This window comes from Clostridium nigeriense, from assembly GCF_900086595.1.
Taxonomy (GTDB): Bacteria; Bacillota; Clostridia; order Clostridiales; family Clostridiaceae; genus Clostridium; species Clostridium nigeriense.
The window spans coordinates 2,568,019-2,586,952 of the sequence record NZ_LT575472.1 but is presented as its reverse complement, the minus strand read 5'-3'; the positions used below and the strand labels follow the sequence as shown (position 1 = coordinate 2,586,952).

Here is an 18,934-nt window from a genome sequence, read left to right as displayed (position 1 = left end):
AAAGCAATTTATATAAATTACAGTATTAATTTCTAATTATTAAATGTTAATTATCATTGTTTTCCCAATTAAAAACATAGGGAACATTTCTATAAAAGCTTTCATAGTCAAGACCATATCCTACTACAAATAAATCTTCAATTTCAAAACAACAATAATCTGGCTTTAAATCTACCTTTCTTCTAGAAGGTTTATCTAATAATGTGCAAGTCTTTACAGATTTAGCACCACGTTTTTTTACATAATTAATAACGAATTCCATTGTATATCCAGTATCAATTATATCATCCACTATAAGAACATCCCATCCTTCAATATTATCAGGAATATCGTTAACTACTTTAACTTCCCCAGTACTTTCTTCTCCATGACCATAGCTTGAAGTTGTCATAAATCCAACTTTGGCTTTACAATCTATAGCTCTAAATATATCAGCTCCAAAAATAAAGCTTCCTCTAAGTAAAGGTAGAACATAAAGTTTTTTATCTTTATAATCTTCAGTAATTACTTTACCAAGATCCTTTATCCTATTTTTAATTTGTTCTTCTGTAAAAAGAATATTTCTTTTTTTATCTTCCATTTAAATGAATCCTCCTAAATAAAAATATAGACCTTAATAAACTTTATATTATATTTAATAGTACATATTTTTTATAATATTTGCAACTTTATTTTAAATATGTAAAAGAACATAAACTAATATATAAAAGTAATAATTATGTATTTAATGTGTAATAATTTTGTAACTTATCAATATGAAATGGGATTATAATTTTAAATAGAAAATTATATAAGAGGTGCTACTAATGAAAAGATGGTTATTAATTTTAGTAGGGATAGTTTTAATGTACGCAGGGATAAGAGGTATTTTTTTTAGCTCTAAATTGTTAAATGATCCTAAAAATATTAATGAAGCAATAATACGTTTGAAAAAAGATGAGGAAAAAGAGTTAGTTAAAATTAAAAATAAAATCGAAGAAGAAGAAAAGAAAAATGAAACTAAAAGTAGTATTGAAGACTATAAGGATGTAAGTTTTTTTCAATTTTATAAGGATACTATGTTTTTAGGGGACTCAATAACTGAAGGATTAATTGATTACCAATTTGTTAATGAATATAATGTTATGGCTGATAAGGGTGATAATGTAAAGGATGCTTTTAATAAAATAGAAAAAGTAAAACAAGTAAACCCTGATAATTTAGTGTTGTTTTATGGAATGAATGATGTCATTGAGTTTGATAGTCTAAATGAATTACTTACACCAAGCAATTTTAAAAAAATATATATAGACTTAATAAATAAAGTAAAACAGGATTTGCCAAATACAAAAATATATATAATTTCACCAACTAATGTAACTGATGAAGCTATAAATACAAATTATAGATTAACAAATAAAAATATCTCAATGTTTAGGGGCATCATTCAAGAAGTTTGTAATGAAACCGGCGTAATGTATATTGATATAAATTCAAAAATTATTGATAGAAGTGATTTGTATGAAGGCGATGGAATTCATTTTAAGTACGAGTTCTATAGTATATGGTTAGAAACATTAAAAGAAGGCATTTTAAAAGGAGCATAATATAAATGATTAGGGGAAAATATTTTAAGATATACATTATAGAAATTATTTTAGTAATGCTATTTTTTATACTAGCATATCCTTTTTTAAAGGTAAAAGAATTAAATATGACAAGCCTAAGAGAGAGTATTAGACAAAGCTTAGATGAAGATCTTAATGAAGGAACTCTAGAGGATATTAGAAAGATATATGGTATATCTAAAAATGATATAAATGAGTTTCTATTTTTTAAAACAAAAAATAATATGAATCCCAAAGAAGTCTTAGTAATTGAATTTAAAAATGAAACTTCATTAAATAATAATAAGAAAAATATCGAAAATGTTTTAGAAAATAAAAAAAATAGTTTTAAAGATTATAATGCAGATGCATATTCACTTTTAGATAAGAGTATTTTTGAAGTTAAGGGTTGTAACTTAATATTGATTGTTGAGGAAGATAACAAAAAAATAGAAAAAATAATAAATGAAAATTTTAGATAGTGTAAAAGAATGAGGTAGTAAATATGGTATTTAGTAGTTTAGCTTTTATTTTTGTATTCTTACCAATAGTATTAGTATTTTATCATATATCACCTTTTAAATATAAAAATATAATTTTATTAGGTTTCAGTGTTTTATTTTATACATTAGGTGAGCCAAAATATATTTTATTAATAATTATAAGTATGATGATAAATTATATATTATCTATATTAATGTATAATAATAGAAATGATAAAGAAAAGAAAAATATGATACTTTTTACAATAGTATTATTCAATATAGGAATTTTAATATTTTTTAAATATTATTCATTTTTAATAGATAATATAAATATAATTTTTAATTCTAATTTAAGAGTTAAGGAAATATCATTACCTTTAGGTATATCATTTTATACTTTCCAATTAATTTCTTATATAGTAGATGTTTATAGAGGAAAGATAATTCCACAAAGAAATATAATAAAATTTTCCTTGTATGTACTTATGTTTCCACAGTTAGTAGCTGGTCCTATTGTAGTGTACTCTGATATAGAAAAGCAGATAGATAACAGAAAAATAACTTTAATTAAATTTGGACAAGGTGTTGAAAGATTTATAATAGGCCTAGGAAAAAAAGTAATAATAGCTAATAACTTAGGAATTATATGGAGTGAAGTTAAGTTGGTTAATCAAAGTAATTTATCATTATTGTCAGCATGGATAGGTATAATAGCATTTACTTTGCAAATATATTTTGACTTTAGCGGGTACTCTGATATGGCTATTGGATTAGGGAAAATGTTTGGTTTTGATTTTTTAGAAAACTTTAATTTACCTTACATATCAAAAAGTATTACTGAATTTTGGAGAAGATGGCACATATCTCTTGGAAGTTGGTTCAAGGAATATTTATATATTCCTTTAGGAGGAAATAGAAGAGGAGAGTTAATACAATTAAGAAATATAATTATAGTATGGTTTACAACTGGATTATGGCATGGTGCAAGTTGGAATTTCATTGTATGGGGACTCTATTTTGGTAGTGTATTGTATTTAGAAAAAACATTCTTTAAAAAGCTATTAAAAAGGTTGCCAGGAAGGATATGTAATTTATATACCATGCTAATTGTTGTAATAGGATGGGTGTTTTTTGATTTTGAAAACATTAGTGTAGCTATAGATTACATAAAAGTAATGTTTGGATTTGGAAGTATTAATGTTGATAATTTAGGAATGTATTTATTAAGAACTAATATTATATTGATTATAATTTCCATTATGCTGGCAACAGGATTTTTTGATAATACATTAGAAAAAATGAAAAAATTTTTTAAGCTGAAGGACCTAACTTTAATATTATTTATAAAATTTATAATTTTTATAATAAGTATATCATATTTAGTTTCTGAAAGTTATAATCCATTCTTATATTTTAGATTCTAGAAACAGGTGAATGTATATGAAAAGTAATAATAAATATAGAAACTCAATAATTGAGAAAAAAATTAAAAAATTTAATAAAACATATTTTATAAGTATATCTTTAATTTTTATACTAATGCTATTTATTTTTGTCATAGCTAATATTATAACGGATGATAAAGAATTTTCAGAAATTGAAAATAGAAACTTGCAAAATAAGCCTAAAATTACATCTGAAAATTATGTGGAAAAATTTAATAGCTATGTATCAGATCAATTCTTTAGTAGAGAAAAATTTATTTCACTTAAATCAAGAGTAGACATAATATTAGGAAAGAATAAAATAAATGATGTTTATATAGGTAAAGACAATCAATTATATGAAGACTTTAAAATAAAATCAAAGGATGATTTACTTAATAAAGTAGATGTTATTAATGAATTTAAGAAGCAAAATAATGATTTAAATGTTAAGTTTATATTGGCACCTACGGCAACAAGTATTATTAATGATAAATTACCTAAAGATGCTCCTGTAGATGATGAGATAGAATATATAAAAAAGGTAGAAGAAAATCTAATAGATGACATTGAATTTATTGAAGTTTATGATGAATTAAAAAAGTATAAAAGTGATTATATTTATTATAAGACTGACCATCATTGGACTACTGATGGGGCATATATTGCTTATGATGCTTTTTGTAAATCTGTAGGAATAGAAGCTAAGAAAAAAGAAGATTTTGAACAAATTGTAGCTTCTAATGATTTCTATGGAAGTTTGTCTTCGAAGATTGGTTTATTTGGTTTAAATAAAGATGAACTTAAATTATACATTCCAAACAACTTAAATGTAATAGTTAATTATGTAACAGAGCAAAAAAAGGAGACTAGCCTATTTAGTAGTAAAAAGCTTGAAAGTAAAGACAAGTATCAAGTTTTTCTTGATGGAAACTATCCACTTATAGAGATAGAAAATGATAAAAATGTTGATAAAAAAATATTAATAATAAAAGACTCATATGCTAATAATTTTGTTCCATTTTTATCAGAAAATTATGGGAAAATATATCTTATAGATTTGAGATACTATACAGATTCCCTTAGGGATTTTATTAAAAATAATAATATAGAAGAGGTTCTTTTATTGTATAATGTGAATACTTTTAATGAAGATGATTCTATTTTTAACTTATCAAGCTAAGTTATTATGGCATAAATACTTGACAATAACTTATAATATAAACATAATTAATAGAAAGTAATAGGCTATATAGTTAATATAATAAAGTAGGGTGATATTTAATGATATTTGGAAATATAGATGGAGTAAAAAAGGCGTATATTGAGGAACTAGAAAATATTTATAGAATAAAAGTTCTTAAAGATGAAGTGTGTAGTGAGGAAATAATAAACATTATTTCAAGACTATCTTCTACAATAGAAAGAGAAATAAGTGTAGCTATAGATAGAAGAGGAAAAGTAGTTTCCGTTACTATTGGTGATTCTACATCAGTGGAAATTGGAATGATAGATATAAGAGAAAAAAGACTATCAGGAGTAAGGGTCGTTCATACACATCCAAATGGATTTTCTAATCTTTCGGCCTTAGATATGTCAGCTTTATTAAAATTAAAGCTAGATGCTATCGTAGCTATAGGCGTATATAACGGAAATATAACTGATTATTCATTAGCAATGATTACAATTAATGATGATTTGTTAGATTATGAAGAATACTTAAATCTTTCTTTAGATAAATTACTTTCAATTAATATATTAGATAAAATACACTATATAGAAGGCTTAATTAAAGAAGGAGAGGTTACAGAAGAGCAGGGAGAAAAAGCTATTTTAGTAGGGTCAGATACAAAAGAAAGCTTAGATGAGCTTAGAGAATTAACTAAAGCATGTGATATACCAGTTTTAGATTTAGTTTATCAAAGTAGAAGCAAGGTAGATCCAGCTTTTTATATAGGAAAAGGAAAAGTTTTAGAAATTGCTTCTTTAAGACAGAACAGACATGCAAACTTAATTATTTTTGATGATGAGCTTTCCGGTTCACAAGTAAGAAATTTAGAAGCAGCCCTTGGAGCTAAAGTAATAGATAGAACAACATTAATCCTAGAGATATTTGCTAGGAGAGCTAGAAGTAAAGAATCTAAAATTCAAGTAGAGCTTGCTCAATTAAAATATAGAATGAGTAGACTTCAAGGTCTTGGTACAGTTCTTTCAAGAACAGGTGGCGGAATTGGAACAAGGGGACCTGGAGAAAAGAAACTAGAAACTGATAGAAGACATATAAAAGAAACTATTTATGATTTAAATGATGAACTTAAAAAAATTAAGAAGAATAGAGAAGTTCAAAGAGAAAAAAGAAATAAGGAGAGTATTCCAAAGGTTTCTTTAGTAGGATATACTAATGCAGGTAAGTCAACTCTTAGAAACAAGTTATGTGATTTAGCAGCTCAAAAGGAAGTACAAGGGAAAGAAAAAGTTTTTGAAGCAGATATGCTCTTTGCCACTTTAGATATAACAACAAGATCCATTGTACTTAAAAATAAAGGTGTAGTAACTATAACAGATACCGTTGGATTCGTAAGAAAGCTTCCTCACGATTTAGTTGAAGCATTTAAATCAACGTTAGAAGAGGTTATTTATTCAGATCTTCTATGTCATGTGGTAGATGCATCTAGTAACTATGCATTAGATCAAATAAATGCAGTAGAGGAAGTACTCCAGGAGCTTGGGGCAAAAGATAAGGATACGATTTTAGTATTAAACAAAATAGATAAGGCTAGTGAGGAAAATCTAGAAAACTTAAGGGAAGCTTGTGCTGATTATTTAGTAATAGAAATATCAGCTAAGGAAGGTAATAATTTAGATGGATTATTAGATTTAATAGAAGAAAAACTACCTTATAAAATGAAAAAATGTGAATATCTAATACCTTATGATAGAAGTGACATGAATTCATATCTTCATAGAAATGGAAGGGTATTAGAGGAAGATTATAAAGATAACGGAACTTATATGTTAGTAGAAGTTGATGATGAAATATACAATAAGTCTAAAGAATTTGTTACTAATATATCTGTTTAAGTTTTATAAAATGAAAAACTGCAATAAAGGCTTCACTTTATTGCAGTTTTTATATATATTCTATATAATAATTGTAATAATACAATTCTATAACTAGGGGGAGTAGCATGGCAAAATCAGTAATAGATTATCAAAATGCCTATAAAGAAATAACAGAAATACTTAAAAAAAATACTAATATCCTTTCTATATTTGTTTTTGGTAGCATGGTAAGTGGTGACTTATGGGAAGGATCAAACATAGATTTATTTGCAATTTACAAAGATGATTTCAACGAAATTAGAGATGTATATTCAGAAGTTTTAGAAATACCTGTACATATAAAATTTTTAAGTAAGGATTCTTTTAAAAATTATTATAATGAAGCTGGAAAAATAAATTTAATTAAAGATTATCTAATATCTTCAAAATTAATTTACTCTATAGATAGTGAAATAACTGATTTATATCAAAAAATAATTTATATGATTGATTCAGATAAAGGTAGGTGGAACTTAGTTTATCTAGGAAATTTTCTTAAAGACGTTGGAATATGTAAAAAGTATTTAAGTAAGGGAAGTATGTATACTGCTCATGAACTTTTAATAAGAGCTTTAAATAATTTTTCTATGATTTATCTAAGTATAAATGGATATAATGTCAGTAAAGATTCATTAACAATGGCATGTAACTTAAATGATAACCTTAATGAAAGGGTAAAAAAATTATTATATAGCGATGTTAGTGAGGAAAACATAAATGATTTATTAACTTATACGGAAATTTACTTAGAATATAATATGGAGAAAATATCAAAGGATTTAATTAATTTTATTAAAGATCAAAATAAACCTTTAAGTTCTTATGAAATAAAACTTAATCCATATTTTAAGAATTTTAAGATAAAAGTAGAAGAAGTTTTAAAGGTTCTTTACGAGAATAATATTATAAATAAAGAAAAAAGAGAGTTTAGAGACTCTAATGGAAGCCTTTTAGCTATGGAAAATGTTTATAGCTATAAGAAATAATTGGGGGATTTATGAAAGAAGTTTATGAGATATCTTTTAAAGAAGATGTTCCTAAATATATTCAAATTGCTAATCATTTAAAGAAGTTAATAGATAGTAAGAAAATTAATGATGGAGAAAAATTACCTACAATAAGAGATTTATCTAATAATTTAGAGGTGAATAAGGTTACCATTGTAAATGCATATAAAAAATTACAAGCCGATGGATATGCTTATCAAAAGGTAGGTTCAGGAACATATGCCAAAAGAAAAGAAGTTATTTCTGTTTTTAATAGAGAATATTCTAAAATATTTAAAAATCTATCTTCTGATGATTTCCAGAAAATCATAGATTTTACAGGTGAAACAAATTCAGAGGTTTATTTTCCAATGGATGATTTTAAAACTGTAATTAATAAGGTTTTAGATAGGGATGGAGCTAATGCATTAATAATAAAAGAATCTCTTGGATATGAAAATTTAAGAAAAACAATAAATAAGTCTTTTTGGGAGAATAAATTAGATTTAAATAATATCCTTATAGTATCAGGTGCACAACAAGGAATAGATATTGCATCTAAGGCTATTGTAAATATAAATGATAATGTTATAGTAGAAAAGCCAACTTATGGTGGTGCTATATCCGTATTTAAATGGAGAAGAGCTAATATATTTGAAGTGGAATTAGATAAAGATGGAATAAATTTAGAAGTTTTTGAGGAAATATTAAAGAAAAATAGTATAAGCTGTTTTTATACTATGAGCTATTTTCATAATCCAACAGGAATAAGTTATAGCTTAGAGAAAAAAATAAAACTATTAGAGTTAGCTAATAAATATGACTTTTATATTATTGAAGATGATTATTTATCAGAACTTATATATAGTGATGAGATAAAACATGAACCTTTAAAAAGCTTAGATAAGTATGAAAGAGTTATTTATATAAAAAGTTTTTCGAAGATATTTTTACCTGGAATAAGACTTGGATATATGATTACACCATCTTCTTTTACAGAAAGTATTCAAAGATCTAAGATAAATACTGATATCGCCACTTCAAGTCTTATGCAAAGAGCTTTGGAACTATATATAAATGAAGGCTTTTGGAAAAAGAATATAGATTATCAAAAAAGCATATATAAAGAAAAATATTTATTAATGAAGGAATTAATAGATAAAGAACTTAGTGATGAGATAAAGTATATAGATCCACTAGGTGGATTATATATATGTTTAGAGTTGAAAAATAAAAGTATTACATCAAAGGAATTATTTTATAAATTAAAGAAGAAAAATCTTTATATTACTCCTGGAGTAATATTTTTTAAGGATTCTGTTAGGGGAGAAGAGTTTTTTAGGGTTAGTTTCTCACAAGCAAGTAAAGAAAAGATAAGGGAAGGGATAGCTTTAATAAAGGAGGAACTTAAATGAATTACGTTACAATAAGAAATTTTGGTGAAGATAAATTTATTGAAAAAAAATCAGAATTTATAGGTTATGCAAAAAGATGTGAAAATGAAGAGGAAGCTAAGGCCTTTGTAGCTGAAATAAAAAATATGCATAAGCAGGCAACGCATAATTGTTTTGCTTATATAATTGGAGAAAACATGGGTATTCAAAGATATAGTGATGATGGAGAGCCGCAAGGAACTGCTGGAATACCTATTTTAGAGGTAATGAAAAAAAGTAATATAACGGATTGTGCCATTGTAGTTACTAGATATTTTGGTGGAATACTGCTTGGTGCGGGTGGACTTACAAGGGCTTATACAAAGGGAGCTTCTGTTGCTTTAAAAGCAGCAGGAATAGTTGAAAAGGTAAGAGGAATTAAATTATCTTTAGAAATGGAGTATGATATGCTTGGGAAAATTCAATATACTTGCAATGAAAATAATTGGCATATTGAAGACACTGAATATACAGATAAAGTTGTAGTACATTTATTAGCTGAATTAGATTTAGCAAAAGAAATAGAAGAAAAAGCTATCGAAATATCTAATGGGAAAATATTAATTAGCAAAAGTGATGAGGATATTTATTTTAAGGAAGATAATAGACTGTATAAGTTAATTTAATAAAATTTGTCAGAGAAAAATAATTGTGATATAATTTCCACTGTATTTATAAATTTTAATTAATGTTGGGAGGAATAAAAAATGTCAGGACATTCAAAATGGCATAATATACAAAATAAAAAAGGAAAAGCAGATGCAAAAAGAGGAAAGATCTTTACAAAGTTAGGTAAAGAAATCGTTATAGCAGTTAAAAATGGTGGTCCTGTTCCCGACACTAACCCGAAATTAAGAGATGTAATTGCTAAAGCTAAGGCAGCAAATATGCCTAATGATACAATAACTAGATCAATTAAAAAAGCTTCAGGAGAACTTTCTGCAGTAAACTACGAAAAGATAGTTTATGAAGGATATGGTCCATCAGGAGTTGCAGTAATAGTAGAAACATTAACAGATAACAAAAATAGATCAGCAGGAAATGTAAGAAGTGCCTTTACTAAAGGCGGTGGAAATATGGGAGCTACAGGTTGCGTAGGTTTTATGTTCCAAGAAAAAGGAGAAATAGTTATAGAAAAAGAGGGTAAGGATGAAGATGAAATAATGATGCTTGCCTTAGATGCTGGAGCAGAAGATTTTTCAGCAGAAGAAGAAGTATTTATAATAACAACTACTCCAGAAGATTTTGGTACAGTAAGAGAAGCTTTAGAAGCAGAAGGATTAGAATTCTTAGAAGCAGCAGTTAAAATGATTCCAGATACATATACTGAAATCAACGAAGATGATGCTAAGAAGTTCCAAAAAATGTTAGATTTACTTGATGACGATGATGACGTTCAAGAAGTTTATCACAATGCTGAATTCCCTGAAGGTTGGGACGAATAGGTCTGTTTAAGTAATATGATAGATGACATAAATAACTTTTTAATATATAAAAGGAGCTTAAAGGCTCCTTTTATTAATTTAAAAAAGAGTAAACTTTTAAAATACACTTAAAATGGTGCATTTCCGATGTTTTATAATTAAATAGAATGTAAACAATGGTATTTACATTTATCAGCTTTTTAAAAAGAAATTCAGTAAAAATAACGAAATTGACAGTAAAAAACAAGGAATATATAATAGTGCTAAATACCGAGAAATAATTAACAAATATTTATTTCGGTTATATGTCATGAAGGAGAGCTTAATATGAAATTGTTAAAAAAAGTAAGCCCAGGCAGAATAATTGTTTTGGGATTTTTTTCTGTTATTGTATTAGGAACTATATTATTAAAGCTACCCATATCTATTCGTGAAGGAGCAAGTGTTTCTTTGGTAGATGCACTTTTTACATCAACTAGTGCAGTTTGTGTAACAGGTTTAATTGCAGTAGATACAGCTGACACTTTTACAGTTTTTGGACGAGCTGTAGTAGCTTTATTAATTCAAATAGGTGGGCTTGGAGTTACTTCTGTTGGAGTAGGCTTTATTTTATTAATGGGAAAAAAGATTGGAATTAAGGAAAGAGTTTTGATTAAAGAATCGATGAATTTAGATTCTATGAAGGGATTAGTTAAGCTTGTAAAATCAGTTTTACTTTTAACATTAAGTTTTGAAGTAGTAGGAGCAATATTAAGCTATATAGTATTTTCTAAGGATTATAAACCTTTGGATGCTTTAGGAATAAGCGTATTCCATTCAATAGCTGCTTTTAATAACTCAGGATTTGATATTTTAGGAGGTTTAAAAAATTTAATACCTTATCAAAACAATATATTATTAAATTTAACTACTTGTGGATTAATTATATTTGGTGGACTTGGTTTTTTAGTTATTAAAGAGATAATTAGAAAAAGGAATTTTAAGAAATTTAGTTTACATACAAAAGTAGTAATAACAACTACAGCAATATTGCTTATTGTAGGAACACTATTCTTAAAAGCTACTGAGGATATTACATGGCTTGGAGCATTTTTCTTTAGTACTTCTGCAAGAACAGCTGGATTTAGTACCTATCCTTTAGGGAATTTTACTAATGCAGGATTATTTACACTTACAATATTAATGTTTATAGGAGCATCACCTGGATCAACTGGTGGTGGGATAAAAACAACAACAATATTTACTTTATTTAAGAGTATATATAGCACTGCAACTAATAAACATTGTGTGGCTTTTAAAAGAAAAATACCAACAACAGTTATTTTTAGAGCCTTTAATATTATAATATTAGCTTTAGCTGTAGTATGTTTTGGAACATTTGCACTAAGTATAATAGAACCTCAATTTTCTTTTATACAATTATTAGTTGAAGTGACTAGTGCATTTGGTACAGTAGGTTTATCTACTGGAATTACACCAAATCTAACAGATTTAAGTAAGATTATTGTCTCAATAATTATGTTTATAGGAAGGCTTGGACCTATGACAATGGCTACAATTTGGTCTTTTAAAGAGTCATCTAATGCTTGTTACTCAGAAGAAACAGTTATAATTGGATAGGGGGATATATATGTTTAATCATAAGGCATCAATAGAATTTGGAATAATAGGAATAGGGAGATTTGGTTTTGCATTAGCTAAAACCTTAATTGAAGCAGGTAAGGATGTTATAGTTCTTGATAGTGATGAAAATAAAATAAAACAAATTAGATCTTTTACTGATAATGCATTTGTAGTAAATAACTTATCTAAAGAAACTCTAGAAGAAACAGGAATACAAAATTGTGAGACTGTATTTATTTGTATTGGTGAAAAAATAGATGTTAGTATATTAACAACTTTAAATATTATAAATATGGGGGTTAAGAGAGTAATTGCAAAGGCTAATACTTATGAGCAAGGCTGTGTATTAAAAAAAATAGGTGCAGAGATTGTGTATCCTGAAAATGATATGGCAATAAGAATTGCAAATAGATTATTAAATGAGGAAGCTTTAGAGTTTATAGAGTTAAATAATGATATTCATATAGAAGAAATAAGAGCTACAGAAATTATAGATGGAAAATCAGTTCTTAAATCTAAAATTAGGAATGAGTTTGGATTAAATATAATTGCGTTAGAAAGAAATGATGAGACTATTATTGAATTAGATCCTAACTTTATTTTAAGGGAAAATGACTTAATAGTAGTAATAGGTAAAAAAGATAGTATAAGAAGATTTGAAGATTATTTATATAGTCGATAAAAAGATGCTAGGGCATAATATGCCTTAGCATCTTTTATTTTACAAGAATAGGTTCAACATGAATTATTAAGTCAATTTTTTTATTAAGTCTATGAGAAAGAGTATCTTCAATATCATGTACTAGTTTATGAGCCTCATCAACTTTTAAGTTAGAATCTACTTTAATATGCATATCTAAGAAAATATAATCTTTATGTCCTCTAGACCTAATGTTATGGATATCCTTAATGGATTTAAATTCTTTAAGAATATCTAAAATAGCTTCTTCTTCTATCATAATTTTATCAGTTAGTGATGAAAGATTATCTTTAATTATTTCATAGGATGCATGTAAGATAAATAGAGCAACAATAAATGAGGTAATTGTATCAACAATAGGGGGAAGTCCTAATTTCATTGTTAGTAGAGCAAATAGAACTCCAATAGAAACAAATATATCGCTTTTAGTATGAAGAGAGTCAGCTATTAATAATTGACTATTTAATTTATGCCCTTGCTTATTTTCATATATAGCAACGAAAATATTTATGGCTAAAGTTATTAATATTATAAGTAAGCTTACAAAGGAAATTTCTAAGATAGAGGGATTAAACAGTTTATAAATAGAGGTTTTAATAACATTAAATCCTAGTATCAAGAGCATTAAACCTATAATTATACTTGAAATAGTTTCGAATTTTTTATGCCCATATGGATGTTCATTATCTTTAGGCTTAGATGCTAAGGTTATTCCTATAATTCCAACTATATTAGATGCACTATCTGATATAGAGTGAAAACCATCAGCCATTACACTAGAGCTATTAATTATTAAACCTACTATAATTTTAGATATTGCAACAAATAAGTTAGCACCCAAAAGTATTATTAGTATGGTTTTGACTTTTTTATAAGTTAACTCTATTTTAATCTCTCCCTTATAAATTAATATAGTTTATTTTATTCTTATTAACTATAAAAGTTACAATATATAAATATGTGTATTTTAGAAAGAAAAATGGTTAAACTAAGGAAGAAATTTATTAAGGGATGGTGTTAATATGACAATAATAAATTTTACTATATTTAATTTAATATTATATTCTATAGTAGGATGGATAATTGAAGGAGTATATAACTATATAATTACAGGAAATTTTAAAAAAGATGGTTTTTTAAGGGGACCTTATAAACCTATGTATGGCATAGCATTTACCATATTAGTTTTACTTGATAAGTATTATAATTTTAACATAATTGTCAGACTATTATTATATTTTATAGTTCCAACAGTAGTAGAATTTACAAGTGGATATTTAATTTTAAATTTATTTAATGAGAAGTACTGGGATTATTCAAAATTAAAGTTTAACTATAAGGGGTTAGTAACATTAAGATTTTCTTTTTATTGGATGATTTTATGTTATTTAGGAATAAATTATGTTCAACCATTTATAAATAATTTTTACATAAGTTTAGAGAAGTATTTTAAAGTATTTAATTTAGTAATGATATTAATTATAGCAATAGATTTAGTTTTTACATTAAGAACAAAGTTAAAGCTTAAAAAATTCAAGGTTGCTTAATTCTTAGTAATTTTATATGATATAAATAAGAAATTTTATTTATAAAAGGAGAACAATATGTCATTTGAATTATTAGATACCAAAGAAACTACAATTAATGAAGGAAGAAGTTGCATTATATTATGTAATTTTAATGGAAAAGAAGTTAAAACTGTAGGAAACTTAGCAGGAATGCTTGGAATAAGGGATAAAATCGTTATAAGCTATAAAAATGGAAATACATTAGTTAAAGATGTTTTGGATGGAAACTTATTAAATGATGCTGAAGATGGAGTTAAGAGCAGAGCTATAATATTTAATAATATACCAGGAGCTAAAATTGGATTGTTTATAGAAAACTTAAAAAAATTTAGATTAAACAATGTTTTAAAGGCTACAGTTACTGAAACTTCTAAGGAATGGACAGTAGATATTTTATTAAAGAATTTAGCTGCTGAAAAAATAGCAATGCAATCTGGAAAGTCTTATGATCATGAAGAATAATATAAGATTGAGAAGCAATCTTTAAATTAAGAATGAAGAATTAAGGGTGTTTTGAATAGCAAAACTTAATTCTTCATTCTTAATTTTTTATTATAAAAATGCCAATATTTTTATACAAGTTCCTTCATAACAGCTACTGCTAATAATCTTGGACCTGAATGAATTCCAACAGCAGGAGTTATAGTACCTTTGTACATAAAGGTTGTGTTATGATGAGATTTTAATATTTCTTTAAGTTTTTCAGCTTCTTCATGCATTGTACCAGTCATAACAATTACCTTTCCTTTTCCTTTATCTAAGATATTTGAAGCTAAGGAAGCTAGCTTTTTAAAAGCTTGTTTTGAGCCTCTTACCTTAGTGAAAGTTGTGTAAGCACCATCTTCATCCATGGTTATTATAGGTTTTAAATTAAGAATTTCTCCTATTCCACCAGTTACTTTTCCTATTCTTCCACCTTTAATTAAATATTCTAATGTGTCTACTGTAAAATACATCCATAAATTTTCTCTTAACTTTGGAATTTTATCACAAATATACTCAAAATTTTTATTAGCTTCTATCATTTTTCCTACTTCAATAACCATTAAACCCACTGCCATAGATAATATTTTTGTATCGAAAATGAATGTATTTATGTTTTTAAAGTTTTCACTAGCTAATCTAAAACTATTAATAGTTCCAGATAATCCAGAAGATACAGGTAGAACTACTGCATGAGTGTATCCTTCTTTTACTAAACTATCATATAAAATAGATACATCCTCTACAGAAGGCATAGAAGTTGTAGGAAGTTCATATGGTAATTTTGAATAAACTTCATCGGGAGTAATATTAACTCCATCTATAAATTCTTTATCTTTATAAAGTATTTTCAAAGAAGCAATTTTAACATTATATTTCTCTACGTATTCTTTAGGTAATCCACAAGTACTATCTGTTATTAAAGCAATTTTATTCATTACAACATCCCTTTCAATCATAGTATATTAATAATATACTATAAAATATTAATGTATGCAATATGTAGTTTATAAAACTATATGATATTTTAGGTGTATCTAGGTATCATAAAAGTAACTTATTTAGTTATTTTAAATATTATGATATATTAATAAAAAAGGAAAAGGAGTGGTTAAGTGAATTATTTTATTCTTTTTTTAGAGGGAATAATAACGTTTATTTCCCCATGTATTCTACCTATGTTACCTATATACATTTCATATTTTATGGGAGGTAATGAGGGTAAAAAGAATAGCAATGCTTTAATTAATTCTATTGGTTTTGTAGTTGGATTTTCAGTAATATTTACGATTTTAGGAGCGGCATCTGGCACCTTTGGGGTTTTTATACAAAAATATATGACAACATTTAATATAATTGCAGGTTTATTATTAATAATATTTGGACTAAATTATATTGGAATATTTAAAATTCCTTTATTAGAAAGAAGTTTTAAACTTAAAAATAAGACTAATTTAAATGATCTTAATTTAACAGCATCAATTATCTTTGGAATGATATTTGCAATTGGATGGACTCCATGCGTGGGAACATTTTTAGGATCAGCCCTGATGATAGCAGCTAATAGTCAAGATACATTAAAGGGAGTATTTATGCTTTTAGCTTATAGCTTAGGCTTGGGAATTCCTTTTATAATATCTGCATTACTTATAGATAGCCTAAAAGGTGCATTTAAATTTATTAAGAAAAATTACAAGATTATAAATGCTATTTCAGGAGTATTATTAATAATAATAGGATTACTTATGATGACTGGATATTTAAATTTATTATTATCTTGGTTAACATTTATTTAGGAGGGGATTGATTTGAAGGATAAGCAAAAATTAGTAGTATTATTAGTTTCATTAGTGTTATTAATATTAATAGTGAAATTTGGATATAGTTATTTATCAGGATCATATAATGAAATTGATAATAATATATCTTCAACAAATATGAAAGAAGCTAGAGATTTTACTGCGTATGACGAAGAGGGAAATAAAGTTAATTTATCAGATTTCAAAGGCAAAAAGCCAGTAGTAGTAAATATTTGGGCAAGTTGGTGTGGTCCATGTAAAGCTGAAATGCCTTATTTTGAAGATGCAATAAAAAAATATGGTGATCAAGTTGAGATTTTAATGGTGAATTTAACAGATGGTAAAAGAGAAACAAAGGAAAAAGCAATAAAGTTTTTAAAGGATAATAATTTAGATATGAAAGTCTTATTCGATGAAGATTTAAATGCTGCCAATACTTATACTATAATGGGAATACCAAGAACAATATTTATAGATATAAACGGTAAGATATCTTATGATAGAGAAGGATTAATAGATGAAGATATGCTAAAGACTAATATAGAAAAGATAATAAAATAATACAAATGATAGAAATATTATTAAATAATGTTTCTATCATTATTTTTTGAGTAATATATTATAAAGATAATATAGGTGGAGGTATAAATGGATAGCAAAAAATTACTTTCTTTGATAAAGAAAGAAGAAGGAATAAAATTAGATTTTAAATTAAAGCTATCCCTTGAACATGAAAGTAGTAAAAAAGAAATAGCAAAAGATATTTGTGCAATAGCAAACTCACGAGGTGGGAGAGGGTATATAATAGTTGGAATTGAAGACAAAACGAAAAAAGTTATAGGCTTAGAAGAAGGAGATGTTATAAGGGAAGAGCAACTACAACAAATTATAGCTTCTAGATGTGAACCACCTATACCTATAGCTGTAGATAATATTTTTATTGGAAGTAAGAAATTATGTATAATTACTATATTTTCTGGAGATCAGAAGCCATATCAAATTAGAGAAAATGGAGCTTTTTATATAAGAAGAGGCTCTACAACTGATACAATGAGAAAACAAGAGTTAATAGAAGCTTTTGAAGAAAATTTAGATTTTTTTATGGAAACTGCTATGATAAATAAGAGTGATAGTAGCTTTTTAAATGAGGATTTAATTAAAAATTATTTCAAAAATAAAGGAATAGAAATTAATGATGATAATAAAGATTTTCTTTTAGAAAGTGCAGGAATTACTAAAAGAGATAAAGAAGGTGGAAAAATTAATTGTTCTCTTGGAGGACTTCTTGTATTTTCTAGCTATAATAGTATGTGGTTACCTCATAATATGATAAAAATAATAAATAAAATAAATAAGAAAAAAGATGAAATAATAATAATACAAGGAAGTATATTAGAAATTATAGATAAATTTGAAAAAGAAATATTAGATATTTTTCCTAGAAATTATCCAATAAAAGCTATAATGGAATCAATTAATAATGCTGTTTTGTATAGAGATTATTCTACTTATGATAAGTTTATTGAAGTATATATTGATTTTAAAGAAATTAAAATTATAAGCCCTGGAGCTTTAATTACTAGGAGAGATATCTGTCAAAGCAAAAGAAATATGTGGCTATATGAAAAATTAATAACTCTAGATGATAATAAAAGGTTTTTAAATGATGGATTAGGATTTTATAGAATAAAAAAAACTTTTGTGAGTATTGGGAAAGTAAGATTTATTAACTCTATAAAAGAAGATTATTTTAAAGTTGTTTTATCTGGAATAAATGCATTTAAATAAGAGAAGTAGGTTTGTGATAAAATCACAAACCTATTCTCTTATTTAGTTTATAATAAAATTGAGGTGATAAGTTTGAAAAAATTTCTAATTGTAATATTAACGGCTTTAAGTATATTTATAATTTCAGGGTGTTCTAACTTGAACAAAGATGTAAATAATATAAATGAAATTAATAAAATAATAAAAATAAGTGCTGTTCAAGCTAAAGAAGAAATGAAAGATAGTAATACTATAGTATTAGACGTTAGAAGCCAAGAGGAGTACAATAATGGACATATTGAAAATAGTATACTAATTCCAATAGATAATTTAGAAGATGATGCAGAAACTAAATTAATTAATAAAGATCAAAAAATATTAATTTATTGTAGAAGCGGAAATAGAAGTGAAAAAGCCGCTGATTTATTATTACAAATGGGGTATACTAACATATATGATTTTGGAGGGATAAATGATTGGCCATATGAATTGGTTAAATAAAATTAATTAGTTGAAAAAATCATAAATTATGTTATAATAATTATTATTAAATA

The 18,934-nt window shown here is 25.8% G+C and carries 20 protein-coding genes; 17 read left to right on the top strand and 3 right to left on the bottom strand.

Annotated elements, in window-relative coordinates:
* Positions 1 to 46: 46 nt before the first annotated feature.
* Entirely contained in the window at positions 47 to 580 is a 534-nt protein-coding gene (gene hpt / locus BN6774_RS12210) for a hypoxanthine phosphoribosyltransferase (RefSeq protein WP_066894113.1), read from the bottom strand.
* A 226-nt stretch (positions 581 to 806) separates the two neighbouring features.
* Here hpt and BN6774_RS12205 point away from each other — a divergent pair, with 226 nt between their 5' ends.
* The 11 genes from BN6774_RS12205 to BN6774_RS12155 all read left to right on the top strand — a co-directional run bounded on the left by BN6774_RS12205 (position 807) and on the right by BN6774_RS12155 (position 12,745).
* Entirely contained in the window at positions 807 to 1,586 is a 780-nt protein-coding gene (locus BN6774_RS12205) for a GDSL-type esterase/lipase family protein (protein WP_066894110.1), read from the top strand.
* A 5-nt stretch (positions 1,587 to 1,591) separates the two neighbouring features.
* The gene (locus tag BN6774_RS12200; RefSeq protein WP_066894107.1) at positions 1,592 to 2,068 is read left to right on the top strand and encodes a DUF4358 domain-containing protein; all 477 of its coding nucleotides are present in this window, start codon (positions 1,592 to 1,594) and stop codon (positions 2,066 to 2,068) included.
* A 23-nt stretch (positions 2,069 to 2,091) separates the two neighbouring features.
* On the top strand, positions 2,092 to 3,495 hold the full coding sequence (locus BN6774_RS12195) for an MBOAT family O-acyltransferase (protein ID WP_066894104.1): 1,404 nt from the start codon (positions 2,092 to 2,094) through the stop codon (positions 3,493 to 3,495).
* Between the two features lie 16 nt (positions 3,496 to 3,511).
* Complete coding sequence (locus tag BN6774_RS12190) at positions 3,512 to 4,678, top strand: DHHW family protein (protein WP_159426834.1); 1,167 nt, start codon at positions 3,512 to 3,514, stop codon at positions 4,676 to 4,678.
* A gap of 101 nt (positions 4,679 to 4,779) precedes the next feature.
* Positions 4,780 to 6,576: a GTPase HflX gene (gene hflX, locus BN6774_RS12185; protein ID WP_066894101.1), complete on the top strand. Its 1,797-nt coding sequence runs from the start codon at positions 4,780 to 4,782 to the stop codon at positions 6,574 to 6,576.
* Between the two features lie 107 nt (positions 6,577 to 6,683).
* On the top strand, positions 6,684 to 7,583 hold the full coding sequence (locus BN6774_RS12180; RefSeq protein WP_066894098.1) for a nucleotidyltransferase domain-containing protein: 900 nt from the start codon (positions 6,684 to 6,686) through the stop codon (positions 7,581 to 7,583).
* An 11-nt stretch (positions 7,584 to 7,594) separates the two neighbouring features.
* Positions 7,595 to 8,998, top strand: coding sequence for a MocR-like pyridoxine biosynthesis transcription factor PdxR (pdxR, locus tag BN6774_RS12175; protein ID WP_066894095.1), 1,404 nt, complete (start codon positions 7,595 to 7,597; stop codon positions 8,996 to 8,998).
* Positions 8,995 to 9,642: a YigZ family protein gene (locus BN6774_RS12170; RefSeq protein WP_066894092.1), complete on the top strand. Its 648-nt coding sequence runs from the start codon at positions 8,995 to 8,997 to the stop codon at positions 9,640 to 9,642. The genes pdxR and BN6774_RS12170 overlap by 4 nt, the downstream gene beginning before the upstream one ends.
* Positions 9,643 to 9,723: 81 nt before the next feature.
* The gene (locus tag BN6774_RS12165; protein ID WP_066894089.1) at positions 9,724 to 10,461 is read left to right on the top strand and encodes a YebC/PmpR family DNA-binding transcriptional regulator; all 738 of its coding nucleotides are present in this window, start codon (positions 9,724 to 9,726) and stop codon (positions 10,459 to 10,461) included.
* A gap of 306 nt (positions 10,462 to 10,767) precedes the next feature.
* The gene (locus tag BN6774_RS12160; protein ID WP_066894086.1) at positions 10,768 to 12,060 is read left to right on the top strand and encodes a TrkH family potassium uptake protein; all 1,293 of its coding nucleotides are present in this window, start codon (positions 10,768 to 10,770) and stop codon (positions 12,058 to 12,060) included.
* A gap of 10 nt (positions 12,061 to 12,070) precedes the next feature.
* The gene (locus BN6774_RS12155; protein ID WP_066894083.1) at positions 12,071 to 12,745 is read left to right on the top strand and encodes a potassium channel family protein; all 675 of its coding nucleotides are present in this window, start codon (positions 12,071 to 12,073) and stop codon (positions 12,743 to 12,745) included.
* 34 nt (positions 12,746 to 12,779) lie between these two features.
* Here the strand turns inward: BN6774_RS12155 and BN6774_RS12150 are convergent, their stop codons facing one another.
* Positions 12,780 to 13,619 (bottom strand): cation diffusion facilitator family transporter, encoded by an 840-nt coding sequence (locus BN6774_RS12150; RefSeq protein WP_328586448.1) that lies wholly within the window; start codon positions 13,617 to 13,619, stop codon positions 12,780 to 12,782.
* A 166-nt stretch (positions 13,620 to 13,785) separates the two neighbouring features.
* Here BN6774_RS12150 and BN6774_RS12145 point away from each other — a divergent pair, with 166 nt between their 5' ends.
* A complete protein-coding gene (locus tag BN6774_RS12145; RefSeq protein WP_066894077.1) occupies positions 13,786 to 14,310 on the top strand; it encodes a putative ABC transporter permease in 525 nt (174 codons plus the stop codon).
* A gap of 57 nt (positions 14,311 to 14,367) precedes the next feature.
* On the top strand, positions 14,368 to 14,793 hold the full coding sequence (locus BN6774_RS12140) for a DUF3783 domain-containing protein (protein ID WP_066894074.1): 426 nt from the start codon (positions 14,368 to 14,370) through the stop codon (positions 14,791 to 14,793).
* Positions 14,794 to 14,903: 110 nt separating this feature from the next.
* On the opposite strand, the gene BN6774_RS12135 is transcribed toward BN6774_RS12140, so the two are convergent.
* Complete coding sequence (locus tag BN6774_RS12135) at positions 14,904 to 15,752, bottom strand: DegV family protein (RefSeq protein ID WP_066894071.1); 849 nt, start codon at positions 15,750 to 15,752, stop codon at positions 14,904 to 14,906.
* A gap of 177 nt (positions 15,753 to 15,929) precedes the next feature.
* On the opposite strand from BN6774_RS12135, the gene BN6774_RS12130 reads away from it, so the two are divergent.
* The 4 genes from BN6774_RS12130 (at position 15,930) to BN6774_RS12115 (ending at position 18,881) form a co-directional block, all read left to right on the top strand.
* On the top strand, positions 15,930 to 16,610 hold the full coding sequence (locus BN6774_RS12130) for a cytochrome c biogenesis CcdA family protein (RefSeq protein WP_066894068.1): 681 nt from the start codon (positions 15,930 to 15,932) through the stop codon (positions 16,608 to 16,610).
* Positions 16,611 to 16,622: 12 nt separating this feature from the next.
* A complete protein-coding gene (locus BN6774_RS12125; protein WP_066894065.1) occupies positions 16,623 to 17,174 on the top strand; it encodes a TlpA family protein disulfide reductase in 552 nt (183 codons plus the stop codon).
* 87 nt (positions 17,175 to 17,261) lie between these two features.
* Entirely contained in the window at positions 17,262 to 18,401 is a 1,140-nt protein-coding gene (locus BN6774_RS12120; protein WP_066894063.1) for an AlbA family DNA-binding domain-containing protein, read from the top strand.
* Between the two features lie 72 nt (positions 18,402 to 18,473).
* Complete coding sequence (locus BN6774_RS12115) at positions 18,474 to 18,881, top strand: rhodanese-like domain-containing protein (protein ID WP_066894060.1); 408 nt, start codon at positions 18,474 to 18,476, stop codon at positions 18,879 to 18,881.
* Positions 18,882 to 18,934 lie beyond the last annotated feature (53 nt).

What these genes read in the sequence shown, in the direction of transcription:
- hflX (WP_066894101.1), top strand. Translation starts at nt 4,780, where the DNA reads ATGATATTTGGAAATATAGATGGAGTAAAAAAGGCGTATATTGAGGAA.
- BN6774_RS12180 (WP_066894098.1), top strand. Translation starts at nt 6,684, where the DNA reads ATGGCAAAATCAGTAATAGATTATCAAAATGCCTATAAAGAAATAACA.
- BN6774_RS12155 (WP_066894083.1), top strand. Translation starts at nt 12,071, where the DNA reads ATGTTTAATCATAAGGCATCAATAGAATTTGGAATAATAGGAATAGGG.
- BN6774_RS12195 (WP_066894104.1), top strand. Translation starts at nt 2,092, where the DNA reads ATGGTATTTAGTAGTTTAGCTTTTATTTTTGTATTCTTACCAATAGTA.
- BN6774_RS12200 (WP_066894107.1), top strand. Translation starts at nt 1,592, where the DNA reads ATGATTAGGGGAAAATATTTTAAGATATACATTATAGAAATTATTTTA.
- BN6774_RS12140 (WP_066894074.1), top strand. Translation starts at nt 14,368, where the DNA reads ATGTCATTTGAATTATTAGATACCAAAGAAACTACAATTAATGAAGGA.
- BN6774_RS12120 (WP_066894063.1), top strand. Translation starts at nt 17,262, where the DNA reads ATGGATAGCAAAAAATTACTTTCTTTGATAAAGAAAGAAGAAGGAATA.
- BN6774_RS12145 (WP_066894077.1), top strand. Translation starts at nt 13,786, where the DNA reads ATGACAATAATAAATTTTACTATATTTAATTTAATATTATATTCTATA.
- pdxR (WP_066894095.1), top strand. Translation starts at nt 7,595, where the DNA reads ATGAAAGAAGTTTATGAGATATCTTTTAAAGAAGATGTTCCTAAATAT.
- BN6774_RS12190 (WP_159426834.1), top strand. Translation starts at nt 3,512, where the DNA reads ATGAAAAGTAATAATAAATATAGAAACTCAATAATTGAGAAAAAAATT.
- BN6774_RS12205 (WP_066894110.1), top strand. Translation starts at nt 807, where the DNA reads ATGAAAAGATGGTTATTAATTTTAGTAGGGATAGTTTTAATGTACGCA.
- BN6774_RS12165 (WP_066894089.1), top strand. Translation starts at nt 9,724, where the DNA reads ATGTCAGGACATTCAAAATGGCATAATATACAAAATAAAAAAGGAAAA.
- BN6774_RS12170 (WP_066894092.1), top strand. Translation starts at nt 8,995, where the DNA reads ATGAATTACGTTACAATAAGAAATTTTGGTGAAGATAAATTTATTGAA.
- BN6774_RS12160 (WP_066894086.1), top strand. Translation starts at nt 10,768, where the DNA reads ATGAAATTGTTAAAAAAAGTAAGCCCAGGCAGAATAATTGTTTTGGGA.
- hpt (WP_066894113.1), bottom strand. Translation starts at nt 580, where the DNA reads ATGGAAGATAAAAAAAGAAATATTCTTTTTACAGAAGAACAAATTAAA.
- BN6774_RS12135 (WP_066894071.1), bottom strand. Translation starts at nt 15,752, where the DNA reads ATGAATAAAATTGCTTTAATAACAGATAGTACTTGTGGATTACCTAAA.